Annotated in this window: 15 protein-coding genes; all 15 read right to left on the bottom strand. The window is 49.6% G+C overall.

Annotation, left to right across the window (positions count from 1 at the left end; genetic code table 11):
• On the bottom strand, positions 1–616 hold a 616-nt coding region (locus tag TX85_RS27415; RefSeq protein ID WP_044478435.1), incomplete at its 3' end, for a 2-oxoacid:acceptor oxidoreductase family protein.
• 235 nt (positions 617–851) lie between these two features.
• Positions 852–1,796 carry a dipeptidase gene (locus TX85_RS07270; RefSeq protein WP_233500641.1) on the bottom strand — a complete coding sequence of 315 codons (945 nt, stop codon included), beginning with the start codon at positions 1,794–1,796 and terminating at the stop codon, positions 852–854.
• Between the two features lie 117 nt (positions 1,797–1,913).
• Entirely contained in the window at positions 1,914–2,174 is a 261-nt protein-coding gene (locus TX85_RS07265; RefSeq protein ID WP_006286829.1) for a stage V sporulation protein S, read from the bottom strand.
• Between the two features lie 106 nt (positions 2,175–2,280).
• Positions 2,281–3,075 (bottom strand): TIGR00282 family metallophosphoesterase, encoded by a 795-nt coding sequence (locus tag TX85_RS07260; RefSeq protein ID WP_044478433.1) that lies wholly within the window; start codon positions 3,073–3,075, stop codon positions 2,281–2,283.
• A 142-nt stretch (positions 3,076–3,217) separates the two neighbouring features.
• Positions 3,218–4,759: a ribonuclease Y gene (gene rny, locus TX85_RS07255; RefSeq protein WP_044478432.1), complete on the bottom strand. Its 1,542-nt coding sequence runs from the start codon at positions 4,757–4,759 to the stop codon at positions 3,218–3,220.
• Between the two features lie 249 nt (positions 4,760–5,008).
• Positions 5,009–5,890 carry a regulatory protein RecX gene (locus TX85_RS07250; protein WP_081671668.1) on the bottom strand — a complete coding sequence of 294 codons (882 nt, stop codon included), beginning with the start codon at positions 5,888–5,890 and terminating at the stop codon, positions 5,009–5,011.
• Between the two features lie 280 nt (positions 5,891–6,170).
• Positions 6,171–7,232 carry a recombinase RecA gene (gene recA / locus TX85_RS07245; RefSeq protein ID WP_044478431.1) on the bottom strand — a complete coding sequence of 354 codons (1,062 nt, stop codon included), beginning with the start codon at positions 7,230–7,232 and terminating at the stop codon, positions 6,171–6,173.
• A gap of 297 nt (positions 7,233–7,529) precedes the next feature.
• A complete protein-coding gene (locus TX85_RS07240) occupies positions 7,530–8,795 on the bottom strand; it encodes a competence/damage-inducible protein A (RefSeq protein ID WP_044478430.1) in 1,266 nt (421 codons plus the stop codon).
• A gap of 12 nt (positions 8,796–8,807) precedes the next feature.
• Positions 8,808–9,401, bottom strand: coding sequence for a CDP-diacylglycerol--glycerol-3-phosphate 3-phosphatidyltransferase (gene pgsA, locus TX85_RS07235; RefSeq protein WP_044478429.1), 594 nt, complete (start codon positions 9,399–9,401; stop codon positions 8,808–8,810).
• Positions 9,398–10,726 (bottom strand): 30S ribosomal protein S12 methylthiotransferase RimO, encoded by a 1,329-nt coding sequence (rimO, locus tag TX85_RS07230; RefSeq protein ID WP_044478428.1) that lies wholly within the window; start codon positions 10,724–10,726, stop codon positions 9,398–9,400. Before rimO ends, pgsA begins: the two co-directional genes overlap by 4 nt.
• 122 nt (positions 10,727–10,848) lie before the next feature.
• Positions 10,849–11,340 carry a YajQ family cyclic di-GMP-binding protein gene (locus TX85_RS07225; RefSeq protein ID WP_044478427.1) on the bottom strand — a complete coding sequence of 164 codons (492 nt, stop codon included), beginning with the start codon at positions 11,338–11,340 and terminating at the stop codon, positions 10,849–10,851.
• Between the two features lie 42 nt (positions 11,341–11,382).
• Positions 11,383–12,378 carry a RodZ domain-containing protein gene (locus TX85_RS07220; protein ID WP_316244878.1) on the bottom strand — a complete coding sequence of 332 codons (996 nt, stop codon included), beginning with the start codon at positions 12,376–12,378 and terminating at the stop codon, positions 11,383–11,385.
• A 45-nt stretch (positions 12,379–12,423) separates the two neighbouring features.
• Positions 12,424–13,191 carry a DUF3388 domain-containing protein gene (locus TX85_RS07215; protein ID WP_044478424.1) on the bottom strand — a complete coding sequence of 256 codons (768 nt, stop codon included), beginning with the start codon at positions 13,189–13,191 and terminating at the stop codon, positions 12,424–12,426.
• Positions 13,192–13,400: 209 nt separating this feature from the next.
• Complete coding sequence (locus TX85_RS07210) at positions 13,401–13,655, bottom strand: DUF3243 domain-containing protein (protein WP_044478423.1); 255 nt, start codon at positions 13,653–13,655, stop codon at positions 13,401–13,403.
• A 137-nt stretch (positions 13,656–13,792) separates the two neighbouring features.
• On the bottom strand, positions 13,793–14,198 hold a 406-nt coding region (locus TX85_RS27410; RefSeq protein WP_044478421.1), incomplete at its 5' end, for an SDR family oxidoreductase.

Here is a 14,198-nt window from a genome sequence, read left to right as displayed (position 1 = left end):
CATCATTCCCGATCATGAACAGCTTCTGCTTCCCGTCCGCAGGCTCCAGCTTGAACTGGTCGAGCGGACCGCCCGCGAGCTCCAGCACATAGTCTGCGCCCCGTTTGACCGCCTCCACGTTCTTCTCCACAATGGCCAGACCCTTGCGTCCGAACTCTTCCTCGACCGCCTTGTTAAACACTTCAAGCGGCAGTCCCAAGAGTGCCCAGGAGGCGCCGGAAGCAACCATGTTCTTCATCAGCGAGGTTCCCAGCTCTTCAGCAATGCTCGTAATCGGCACCGCAAACAGCTTGGCATTCACCCCTTCGGGAACAACGGGATTAAACTTGGCATCCGCCACAATTACGCCGCTGCCATGCAGCTCATGCGCATTTAAATCGATCGTCTCCTGGTCGAATGCGACCAATATATCCAGATCGTCCGAGATCGAACGGATCGGACTGGTGCTGATCCGGATTTTGTTATTTGTGTGCCCGCCTTTGATTCTTGAAGAAAAGTGACGATAACCATATAAATAATAACCCAACCGGTTTAAAGCCGTTGAAAAAATTCGATCAGTACTCTCTACTCCTTCTCCCTGCTGCCCACCGATCTTCCAAGACAATTGACTAATCAAGATCGCCCACCCCTTTATTGGATCGCACAAAAATGAAATATAATAAGTGCTGACAGAACGTTCAACCTATGAAAAATATTATTCAAACCGAGATAAATGTGAACATTCTGTTTCAGAGTCATGTCAATTTTATGTCTGAATCAGACAAAAAGCAAGCGTTTTCTCTCCTATTTCATATAGTAGTTTTCGATGATATCCATATCATGATTGGATGAATTAAAGCGCTTTCTTATTTTTAGGGGAGCCACCGCTTCAAAAAGACTTTTGCATTTCCGTACAACCAGCCTGATACAAGCTCTTCCGGATAATATTTGAGCAGCAGGTCGGCCCACTCCTCATATTTACCCGCATGCTCCAATCCCTTAACATGCCGTTCAATTCCGTCGAAATCAGAGCCAAACATAATATGCTTCTCTCCCCCCAAGGCACACACATGATCCAGATGCGGTAAAATATCTATTCGCTCAACGATTTTCGTCTGCTTCACAAACCAGGGGACGAAGGTAATGCCGATCCTCCCGTCCAGCGAGATCAGCGCGCGAATCTGATCATCCTGCAGGTTGCGGGCATGAGGGCATACCTTATATGCATTGGAATGGGAAGCAATCAGCGGCGTTCCGGCAGTCTCAGCCATACTCGCAAGCTCCCAGAACCCTTTTACCGATAAATGCGATACATCCAGAATGATGCCAAGGCGTTGACAGAAGCGGACAAGCTCTCTTCCCGCCGGAGTCAGCCCTCCCCCTCTTGGTTCAAGAATGCCGTCGGCAGCCCAGTTGGCGTAATTCCAGGTGAGTCCAAGCAAGCGTACTCCCCGTTCATAGCAGACCTTCACATAGTGCAGATTCCCCTCCAGACCATCCGCACCTTCGATGGATAACAGTCCGCCCAGCCGCCCCTGCTTCTCGGCTTGTTCCAGCTCTTGAGCCGTGCTGATCGGCATAATTCCTTGCGCAACAATCTCGGAGGTATACAGGTCCAATTGATCCAGAATATGACTCATTTGCGGTTTGCCCAGCTTCTCAGACAGATAGATGGCAAAGCACTGCACGCCGACCCCGCCTTGAATCATACGCTGCACATTCACATCCAGCCGCTCATCATCGCAAAATTGAAGCTCCCGATTGAGCTGAAGCTTGCTTAACGCATCACAGTGCAAATCTATCATTCTTCGTTCCACGCCGAATCCCTCCATTTTATACTACTGTATACCCCGTTTGTCCTGAAAGAATGCAAAAAAACCTGTCTACATTGATTGTAAACAGGCTTCATTATCCGATATATTCTTTGCTGTTACTTATCTCGGTTCTACGATTAGCTTAATTGCTGTACGGTCTTCCCCATCAATGACGATATCCGTAAATGCCGGAATACAGATCAGATCGACACCGCTAGGCGCCACAAATCCCCGGGCAATCGCTACCGCTTTAATCGCTTGGTTCAAGGCCCCCGCCCCAATAGCCTGCAGTTCAGCTGCGCCGCGCTCTCTCAAGACGCCAGCAAGCGCACCGGCTACGGAGTTGGGATTGGATTTTGCTGATACTTTTAATACTTCCATGGCAATTACCTCCTGGGAAAAATGGTTTGCTCGATCCCACTATTAGAAACATATTCGGGAGCGTTCAAAAAATTCCTGCTTTTTCCTGTATGGAGGGTTTACCCGTTTATTCCATGATCCACTCGTCTTCCATCAATCGGATCTTCTCCAGCTTCCGGGCATGTCCGGTCGCTTCATCAATATCCACTACACAGCCATGGAACTGCCATTTTCCTTCACAGACCTGAAAGCGGACCGGCAATTGAGTCGTAAATTTGCGCAGCACAGCCGTTCTTTCCATGCCTAGAACCCCTTCCCGCGAGCCCACCATTCCGGCATCAGTCAGATACGCCGTTCCTTGCGGAAGGATGGTATCGTCATTGCTCTGCACATGGGTGTGTGTCCCCACGACAATGGATGCCCGACCGTCAAGATGCCAGCCCATGGCGATTTTCTCCGAGGTGGCTTCGGCATGGAAGTCTACAAGAATGCACTTATGCTTCTTGGACACTGCCGCGACGAGCTCATCAGCTGCACGGAACGGGTCATCAATGGCCGGCAGGAACGTCCGCCCCATCAGGTTAATCAAGGCAAGCTCTTTACCTCCAGCACGAATAATCGTATGGCCTGTGCCTGGTGTGCCTTCTGGAAAATTGGCCGGACGAACCATCCTCGGCTCCTCATCTATAAAGTCAAAAATCTCTTTGTTATCCCAGGTATGGTTGCCCATCGTCAGTCCATGAATACCCATCTCAAAAAACTCGCGGGCTATCTTGGCCGTAATCCCTCTTCCGGATGCGGCATTCTCACCATTTGCAATAATGATATGAGGATTATATTTGGATTTCAGATGCGGCAAGGTAACCTTTAGCGCCTTCCGTCCGGTATTGCCTACAATGTCTCCGATAAACAGTACTTTGATGTTGTCTCCTCCTCACTGGCTAACCTCTGCGACAGCCTGAAGTTCTGTTCTATCAGAGGTTGTTCAAAAGGTCGTCTTTTAAAACCTGCACTATTAGACGTGAAAAAGCGGCCCCGCGGGGGGCCACTTTTCAGCATGTCCTTTACTTCGCGTATTCAACCGCCCGCGTCTCACGGATTACGGTAACCTTGATATGCCCCGGATAATCCAGTTCATTTTCAATCGTCTTCGTAATATCTCTTGCCAGACGGAAGGCTTCCGCATCATCAATCTTCTCAGGCTGCACCATGACGCGCACCTCGCGACCCGCTTGGATCGCGAACGATTTCTCAACACCCTCGAACGATTCGGAAATTTCCTCGAGCTTCTCCAAACGGCGAATATACGTCTCCAGCGTCTCGCGGCGCGCTCCCGGTCTTGCAGCCGATAATGCGTCAGCTGCACCGACGAGCATGGCGATCACAGACGTCGCCTCGCAATCGCCATGGTGGGAAGCGATACTGTTGATGACCACCGGATGTTCCTTATACTTCTTAGCCAATTCTACGCCGATTTCGACATGAGATCCTTCCACTTCATGATCAAGCGCCTTACCAATGTCATGCAACAACCCGGCCCGCTTGGCAAGTGTAATGTCCTCGCCCAGCTCTCCGGCCATCAGGCCGGCCAGATATGCTACCTCCATGGAATGCTTCAGCACGTTTTGTCCATAGCTTGTCCGGAATTTGAGCCGCCCCAAAATCTTGATCAGATCCGGATGCAGCGCATGAACACCCACCTCGAAGGTGGCCTGTTCGCCGTATTCCCGAATCCGTTCATCCACCTCGCGACGGGACTTATCAACCATTTCTTCGATCCGCGCAGGGTGGATACGTCCGTCCGCCACCAGCTTCTCCAGTGCGGTACGGGCAATCTCCCGGCGGATTGGATCAAAGCCCGAAAGAATAACTGCTTCCGGTGTATCATCAATAATAAGGTCAATACCGGTCAGTGTCTCCAGCGCACGGATATTACGGCCCTCACGTCCGATAATCCGGCCCTTCATCTCTTCATTCGGCAAGGTTACTACCGAGACGGTTGTCTCAGCTACATGGTCAGCTGCGCAGCGCTGGATGGCCAACGCAATGATTTCACGGGACTTCTTGTCCGCTTCCTCTTTCGCCTGCTGTTCAATGTCCTTGATCATTTGAGCTGTCTCATGGCGAACTTCCTGCTCCACATTGTTGAGAATAATGGTGCGGGCATCCTCCATGCTCAAATTCGAAATCCGCTCAAGCTCTTGAACTTGACTCTTGTAGATCAAGTCAATCTGCTGCTGTGTCTCTTCGATCCGCTTCTCTTTGCCGGCTACTTGCTCTTCTTTACGTTCCAGCGATTCCAATTTTTTATCCAGCGACTCTTCCTTTTGCAACAATCGTCTTTCTTGTCGTTGAATTTCATTCCGACGTTCACGAATGTCTTTATCAGCTTCGTTTCTCAGCTTATGGACTTCGTCCTTAGCTTCGAGAACCGTTTCCTTTTTCAGTGCTTCTGCTTCCTTCTTCGCATTTTCTACAATTTGAGCGGCAGCAGTTTCCGCACTGGAAATTTTAGCTTCTGCAAGAGATTTGCGAATAAAATATCCGATCCCGAACCCAAAGAATAAAGCGGCGGCAACGAGAGCGATCCAGATTCCCTCATGCATCTGTTCACCTCCCCGCTGTTTCCTCCAAGGCATTCCCTGGGATGCTTGCAGTTGTAATTTTCACATTCATCATTAATTACAAGAATTCATTAAAGGCTGCACTGCCTTCATGACTGACAAATTGAATCCTTCACGGAGTCATTAATTTGGAAGGAAAAAAGACTCCATTTAAAATAGATTCATGTTCATTTTATTATTTGTCAAAAGAAATTGTCAAGTAAATGACAGCTCATGTCCGCTTCTGGTGGATTATTCCTCCCATTCCTCGTCATCCGTGCTGTTTATTCCTTCCTGTTCGATGATATTGCGCAGCACCCGCGAGACAAGCGATCCGGAATAACCGCGGCGCATTAAAAAAGCACCTGTCTTTCGTTTTCGATCCTGCAGTTCTCCTGTGGATGACCGCCATTTCTTCAAAGCCAGCTCATGAGCGCTATTCAATTCCTCTTCCTCGCTGACCATCCCTAGCGCTTCCTCGATTAGCGGCTTCTCGACGCCCTTCTGACGCAGTTCATGTCTTACCCACATTTTGCCCTTGCCCCGACTTCTAACACGCTGCTGGGCCCATTCCTGTGCGTATACAGCATCGTCAATCAGCTTCTCCTCCCGAAGCCGCTTTAGGACATCTTCGGCAATTTCTTTGCTCCAGCCTTTTTCCTCCAGCCGCATTCCGATTTCATAAGAGGTTCTCATCTTGCGGCTCAGCGCAGTCAAGGCATCGATGTAAGCCCGCTGTCGTTCATCAGCCAGGACGATTTCCTCCAGCTCTTCACGGGTAAAGACGGAGCCTTTCATCATCCGATATTTGATCATTACATCTTCATGAATCTCTAATGTATATATACCAAAAGAGATCCGGTAGCGATGCTTCGGCCGCTTCAATAGGCTTACCGATGTAATGATCAGCTCTTCATCTGCAGGGAACGCATCAATGCCTTTTGCAGATTCCTGAGTGGAGGGAGGATCATTAAAAGTATCCGTATGCTTTCGAGCCTTGCTCCTGCCGAGCGCCCTGTCTGTATGCCAAAAATCTTCATCAGATATGTCAACAACATCCTGCGCCCGCTCCGTTCCGCCTTTACGCTTCGCATCGCGGTAATCGCGTTCACTAGGTTCGCCGTTTTCTTTCATGAGCCATCATCTCCAGTTCTGCACATGCTAAAGCGCTCTGTCCAGGGAGCATTCCCCGGCTCCAGAGCGCCAGAATAAGCGATATGTCACTATAAGAGGTTGTTCAAAAGTCATCTATTGATCACGAAGTGTATTCAAGGGGTTGATTCAACATCGAATCTTGCGTTCACCCTCGAAGTCCGGTACTCATGTAGGGTCTCCTACACTCCGTTCCTCCTTCTTCGGGTTCTCACAACCTTCTCGGTGCTGAAAAGCTGACCTTTTGAACTCGAACTATGAATTATTCTTCACCAAACAGTGCTTGTTCTTCCTGCGCTTCCTCCTCCAGCTCATCGGCTGAGGCAGGGGCCACCGAAGTGGTTAAATTGCTGGCTTCACGAATCTTTTGTTCAATCGTATTGGAAATGTCCGTATGCTCCTTCAGGTACTGCTTCGCATTCTCACGTCCTTGGCCAAGACGCTCTCCCGCAAAGGAGTACCATGCCCCGGATTTATCTACGATATCCAACTCAACTCCGATATCGATAATACTTCCTTCCTTGGAGATTCCCTCACCATACATAATATCGATCTCCGCTTGCTTGAAAGGAGGCGCTACCTTATTCTTTACAACCTTGATTCTCGTACGGTTGCCGACCATGTCATTGCCCATCTTGATCGTCTCAATACGGCGCACATCCAGACGAACCGATGAATAGAACTTCAACGCCCGTCCGCCCGGCGTTGTCTCCGGATTACCGAACATAACGCCAACCTTCTCGCGCAATTGGTTGATGAAGATAGCAATCGTCTTCGACTTGCTGATGGCACCGGACAGCTTACGCAGTGCTTGAGACATCAGGCGGGCCTGCAAGCCTACATGGGAATCCCCCATTTCGCCTTCAATCTCGGCCTTCGGTACAAGAGCCGCTACGGAGTCGATAACGATGATATCCACCGCGCCGCTGCGCACAAGTGCTTCTGCGATTTCCAGCGCCTGTTCACCGGTATCCGGCTGGGACAGCAGAAGCTCATCAATATTCACACCCAGCTTGCTGGAATAGAGCGGGTCCAGCGCATGCTCTGCATCGATAAAGGCAGCTTGTCCGCCAGCCTTCTGAACCTCTGCAATGGCATGCAAGGCAACCGTAGTCTTACCGGAGGATTCCGGTCCGTATACTTCAATAATCCGACCGCGAGGAAATCCTCCGATCCCAAGTGCAATATCTAGAGCAATCGATCCGCTCGGCACAACCTCCACTTGCATATGCGTGGACTCTCCAAGCTTCATGATTGAACCTTTTCCGAATTGTTTTTCTATTTGACGAAGCGCCATATCCAGCGCAGCACGACGATCTGACAATCAGCTCACATCCTTCAATATGATAGGTAAAACACGCATCATTCGTTTCTTACGTACTTAATTGTACCTTGTTTTGATAAGTTTGCCAAGCATTTTTTCGAACATACATTCGTAATTTTATTCCCCGCCTCCAGCACCTCCTCCCGCTAAGAAATTCAAAATCCGCTAATCACAAAAAAAAGAACCGCAGCGCCACTGAATCAGTTCGCTACGGTTCTTCCGTACACTTAGTATAACCCGAACCTTCGCCGATTGGCAATGGATAAGGTATTATTGCGGGATTCCTCTGCATCCGTGCTACTGCTTCTGCTGCTCCGATTTCAACCGTCTCCATAGATGGTACAGCACGGTCTTTGCAGAGCGAAGACGGATCGTGTCTCTGTTCCCCTTCAGATTAAGCTCCAGCACCTCGGTATCCCCGTCTCTCCTGGAGATGCCGATATATACGAGTCCGACAGGCTTGCGCTCCGAATAGCCCGGGCCGGCCACACCGGTGACAGAGAGCCCGAAATCCGTATCCACAATCATGCGAACCTGTTCCGCAAGCACCTTGGCAGTCTCCGCACTGACGGCCCCCGGAGCATTCTCGCCTTCCAGCAGATCATGAGGGACATTCAGCAGCTTCTCCTTCATCGCATTGGAATAACACACAATCCCTCCGAGGAACACTGTGGCGCTGCCAGGAATGCTGGTAATCGTCTGCATCAGCAGCCCGCCGGTGCAGCTCTCTGCCGCACTGACCGTAAGTCCTTGCTCTGTCATGAGATCAACAATTGTCTTCTCAATCGGAACATCCTCAGTCGCGTACAAATGCTCCGGCAGCCGCCGGGCAATTTCCGCCTCCAGGCCCTCAAGTCGCTCCATCGCTTCCAGCTCCGAGGATGCTTTGGTTGATAAGCGGATCGTTACCTCGCTCTCCTTTGCGTAAGGGGCCAGGGTCGGATCTGTTTGCTGCTCGATCAGATCAAGCAATCTGGTCTCCAGACCAGATTCGCCAATTCCCGCAAACTTTAGCATCTTGGAGTACAGGGCCCGCTCCTCCGTTAATACATGCTGGAGAATCCAAGGCTTCGCCTGATGCTCGAACATCGGCTTCATTTCCGAAGGGGGACCGGGCAACAAAATATAAAACTTGCTGTCCTGGGCAATCGCGTTGCCAACCGCAAGTCCGGTCTCGTTCGCAAGCGGGGTAGCGCCGTCAATAACGAGCGCCTGACGACGGTTATTCTCCGTCATGGGTACCTTGCGCCCTTGAAAGAACTTCTCTACATTATCCATAGCCACCCGGTCAATGTGCAAACCGCGCCCCAGGACAGCCGCGACAGCGTCTTTCGTCAAATCGTCCTGTGTCGGTCCAAGACCGCCTGTGAACAATAGAATATCCGCCCGTTTCGCAGCAGTCTCAATCGCCTCGGACAGCCGGGACAGATTATCACCCACCACAGTCTGAAAATAAACATCAATCCCGAGTGAAGCAAGCTCCCGGGATAGGTACTGGGCATTACTATTTACAATTTGTCCGAGCAACAGCTCGGTGCCTACGGCAATCAGTTCAGCCTTCATATGAAAGTCTCCTTACATCTTCGAAAAGTTCAGTACGGACTTGTTCTTCACGAAATAGTCGATCCCCGAGTAAATCGTAATCAGCGCAGCAAGCCAGATCAGGATCACATCAAACGGAACGTTCAGCCACACAAACGGGAAATTGTTCAGCAGCAGAGCCGAAATCGCCACAATCTGGGTAATGGTCTTGGCCTTCCCCCAATTGCTGGCAGCAATGACCGAGCCCTCCAGAAGGGCGACCTCCCGCAAGCCTGTTACTGCAAACTCCCGCGCTATAATCACGATAGCGATCCATGCATCGCATTTGCCCATGGCTGCCAGTGCGATCAGCACCGAAGCCACAAGAAGCTTGTCAGCAAGCGGGTCAAGCAGCTTGCCAAGATTGGTCACCAGGTTATGCTTGCGCGCAATATACCCGTCAATCCCGTCGGTGCTTGCGGCAATAATGAAGATCAGGGCAGCGATCAACTGGTTCAGCGGAAGCGAGTAATCTCCGATTTCAATCGCATAAGACCACCAGGCGGCATCAATATCGACCAATAAAAAGACCAGCATTAGCGGAATCATAAAAATCCGGGCTAGCGTAATCCGATTTGGCAGGTTCAAAGGAATCCCTCCCCGGAAAGATCATATTCATATGCATGAGTAATGCGAACCTTGACAATGTCCCCAATCTCTGAGCCGGGCCGCGTCACATAGACCTCCCCGTCGATCTCAGGAGCATCATATTGAGAGCGACCGACATATACGTCGCTGCGTCCATCATATTTTTCCAGAAGCACATCCAGCACCTGCCCGATATATTTTCTACTGGTCTCGCCCGCTACCTGACGTTGAACCTCCATCAGAGTATTGGCCCGCCATTCCTTCACATCCTCATCCAACTGATTCGGAAGCCGGGAAGCCGGCGTATCCTCTTCCTTGGAATATGTAAATACCCCTAAACGGTCAAACTTAACCTCCCGGACAAAGTCGCAAAGAGCTGCAAACTCTTCCTCTGTCTCCCCGGGAAAGCCTACAATCAACGAGGTTCGCAATGACACACCCGGTATTCTGTCCCGGATTCTGGCGATCAATTCCCGGATATCCCGGTTCCTGCCCGGCCTTCGCATCCGCTTCAGTACCGCATCCTCACTATGCTGCAGCGGCATATCGATATATTTGCATACTTTCGGGTTATTGGCGATCTCATCGATTAATTCATCGGTGAAAAATCCAGGATATGCATAGTGAAGCCTTACCCAATGAACCCCCTCCACCTGGCTGACCTTGTTCAGAAGCTCGGCCAGCTTATACTCACCGTACAGATCCGTACCATAATTAGTGGAATCCTGAGCGATCAGACTGATCTCCTTCACACCTTGTCCAGCAAGAAGCTCTGCTTCCGCCAGAATCGAATCCATAGATCGGCTGCGGAATTTGCCTCGCATGATCGGAATACTGCAGAAGGTGCAGTTGTTATCACATCCCTCAGCTATTTTTATATAGGTTGTATAGCTGGCCGTAGTGAGCTTCCGCGGCAGCTTCTCTTCATAATTAAACACCGGATTCCCGACAAAAACAGGTCTCTTCCCCTTTAATGCTTCATCCACGATTTGATTAATATGATGGAAATCACCGGTCCCTACAATGCCGTCAATCTCCGGCATTTCCTTCATTAACTCCTGCTTATACCGCTGAGTCAGGCAACCGGAGACGATCAGCGCCTTCAATCTGCCGGTCTCCTTGAGCTCGGCCAGATCGAGAATCGTATTAACCGATTCTTCCTTCGCAGCATCGATAAAACCGCAGGTGTTAACGATAATAACGGTGGCATCCTCTTCGCGTTCAACCAACGAATAGCCGCGTGCATCAATCAAACCAGACATAATTTCGGAGTCAACCAGATTTTTCTCACAGCCAAGTGTAACGATCTTCACTTTTTCTGACATAGTGATTATCCCCCATAAATTAAAAAACCTAATTAAGTATAATATCTCCGCAGCAACCGTGTCAAAAACATGAAAAAGTCCCGCGCATCCCTTTCGGTGCTGCACGAGACAGATCAATCCTGCTATTTCAAATTGGTAAATTGCAAATCGACCGTCAAATCCGCCTTGCGAAGCATCTGGATAATTTGCTGCAGATCATCACGGCTCTTGCCCGTAACCCGAATCTGATCCCCTTGAATCTGGCTCTTGACCTTCAGCTTGGAATCCCGAATCAGGATGTTGATCTTCTTCGCATTTTCCTGATCAATTCCTTGCTTCAACTGGATCCGCTGACGCACGGTTCCTAGGGAAGCCGGCTCTACCTTGCCATAATCCAGATTTTTGATTGGCAATCCCCGCTTGATCATCTTCGATTGCAAAATATCGACTACTGCATTCAGCTTATATTCATCATCCGAGACGATAACGAGCACGTCCTTCTCCACCTTAAGCTCGCTCTTGCTGTTTTTGAAATCAAACCGGCTCGCAATTTCCCGTTCTGTTTGGTCAATCGCATTCGTGAGCTCCTGCATATCCATTTTCGAGACAATATCAAACGAGCTTTCGGAAGCCATTTGTCCAACCGCCTTTCCATAACATATATTGAATCCAGGCGCTTACTCGCCTGTAGTATTCGTAGTAGAATTAGCACCGTTCTCTTCATTTCCCGCAGAATCCGGCACCTCGCCCAGATTCAACTGGATTCTGGAAGTGGTCTTGCCATCCTCCACAACTTGTTCGCCTACCGTAATCACTGTATACGAAGAAGCCCCGGATTTAATGAACAAGCCTTCGGCGCCAAGATCATAATTAAGGACGTCCCCGCTCTCCATGGTGGCGAAGAACAGCTTTTCCCCTGATTTGTCCCCTTTGCGCACTTCCACCCAGCTTCTTCCGCTCGCCGTAATTACGACGGGAACCTGTGCATCCGCAGGCGCCTGCACGACAAATTTAGTTGTGCTGCCTTCTTTCCCATCTTGAGCAACAATAATGCTTCCCTGCTCGGTGGAGTTATTTCCTCCCTGATTGTTGCCAGAACCTGTGTTATTTGTGCCTGGTTCCCCAGAATCAACCGAAGTATCGTTGCCTGTATCATTGTTGCCTGGATTGCTGTTTGTGCCGTTATTAGCCCCGTTCCCGGAATTCCCGCTGCCAATCTCGCTGTTATTCGTAACCCGGGTTGGATCGGGCTGATCATTATTAGCCATCTCGTCCGACTTGCCCCAGACGGTGAAATACATATATATAACAACCAAAATGAGCACGGCGAACGACCACATGAGTGTCGTTGACAGCCATTTTGAGTTTCTTTCCGCCGCGCGTGTGCTCCGGCGCTTCTGCAGCACCGGCTCCATGGTAGGCTCGGGAGCTGGATCCGGAACATGCTGCCGATGCTCTGTCAGCAATTCATCGGGGTCGATTCCGACCGCTTCGGCATAGGTTTTAATAAAGGCCCGAACATAAAAACTGCCCGGCAACACTTTATAGTCTCCTGCTTCGATGGCTTCCAGGTATCTTGTACGTATTTTGGTCAATTCTTGAACATCTTCCAGGGTCATTCCTCTGGCTAAGCGGGCTTCTTTAAGTTTTTGGCCCAGATCAGACACTACCATCACCTCCTGTTAATTAATTGACACGCTGCGACTTTTGAACTCGCATTACACATCATCCGTGTACATTGTCGTAAACGTATCATATACGATTAGCTCATCCGGATTGTTACGAAGCTCAATAATAATATCCAGATCGTCATAGGAATATTCAGTCTCCTTCACGAACACATCCGGATGTTCAATGACAATTGTAGAGGGCATCTTCATAATGTCCTGTAATAAATGATGGTGCTTGTCATTCAAACGAATTGTACTAACAATTCCATCAATTATAAATACGTTCTGAGGATGCATCTCATCGTCAGACAATTGGCTTCTGACAGTCTGTCTGAGCAGCGTCGAAGAGACAAAGGTCCAGCGTTTCATCGCGTAGACGCTTCCTGCAATGATCGATTCTGTCTTTCCAACCCGGGGCATCCCCCGTAAACCGATCACCTGATGTCCTTCTCTCTTCATTAATTCACCCAAAAAGTCGACGAGCAATCCCAGTTCATCTCTGGTGAATCGAAAAGTCTTCTTGTCATCCGAATCCCGAACAATATACCGCCCGTGACGCACCGCAAGCAGGTCGACAAGGCGCGGTGGGCGAAGTGCTGTAACCGTAATGCTGTCAACATTTCTGAGCATTTTGTCAATCAAACCGATCTTCTCATCGTCATCCGTTTCCAGCAGTAATCCGCGAGTCTGTCCTTCCACGCCGTTAATGGTCAATATATTAACCTCGAGCATACCGAGAGTTGAAGCGATATCTCCCAGCAGTCCGGGACGATTCTTATGTATTCTGTACTCCAGATACCATTGCTTTATATCCATAACAAGCACCTTCTTTTGTTCCTATCTCGCAACATTCGACAATTCCAATCAGTTTTCCTGCATATTTGCAAAATAACTTGCCCCAATCTTAAACAAAGCTTATGCATCTGGAACATTTGATACGTGTCTTATGATATATAAAATAGAATTGAAAGGCAAGCCGCTCTCTGAGATGGGCGAAAAGCCCCCTGAAAGGGAGCTTTTCCGGGTTAGCTGCTTTGCTTGGACAGCTTCACCATGAGACGAGCGATCGTCTTGCGTTCCTCTTCATCGCCTACGTCCCATATTGCCTTCAGTGTCCGGTTCGCCTCGTTCTGAGGATCCACCTTCTCATCCAGAAATCCGCCGATCTCGTAAGCGAGGTTGGCAATCGCCTCTTCGCTCATCCCGATTTTCTCCGCATGCTCGATACGGTCACCGAGAAATTTCTTCCAGGTATCAAAATTTTTGAGTACTGTTGACATGATTAAATCCTCCTTATGGGGTTGGCGATTTAAAATCATTGAAGATCAACAGTTGTAATATGTGATTTTAAAGCGGTGCTTATGCGTCCGATGCTAAAGGTGAATTCAGGAATTGAACTTTCATGAGCTTTGGAAGTCTAAGTCATCCAGCCCCCGTTCGGGCTGATAATTTGACCCGTAATATATCCGGACTCCGGCAACGCCAAGAAATAGACGAGCGAAGAGATTTCCTCGGGTGCAGCCAATCTTCCAGCCGGAATCTCCTCCTCCAGTTGTCTCAGCTCCTCCGGATCAAAACGGTCCATCATTTCGGTTCGGACCGCGCCGGGCGCCACAGCGTTCACCGTCACTCCCGATGGGGCCAGCTCCTTGGCCAAGGCCTTCGTAAAGGCGTTAACCCCGCCTTTTGCGGCGGAGTAGACCACCTCGCATGAGCCTCCCGTGATTCCCCATACCGAGGAAACATTAATGATTCGCCCGAAGCGCTGAGCGATCATATAAGGCATGAAGGTCTGACTGCACAAATAGACACCCTTCAGGTTG

This window comes from Paenibacillus antibioticophila (assembly GCF_000455265.1).
In the GTDB taxonomy this organism is placed as follows: Bacteria; Bacillota; Bacilli; order Paenibacillales; family Paenibacillaceae; genus Fontibacillus; species Fontibacillus antibioticophila.
Note: the sequence above shows the minus strand (reverse complement) of the source record. Positions and strands in the feature narration are given on the sequence as shown.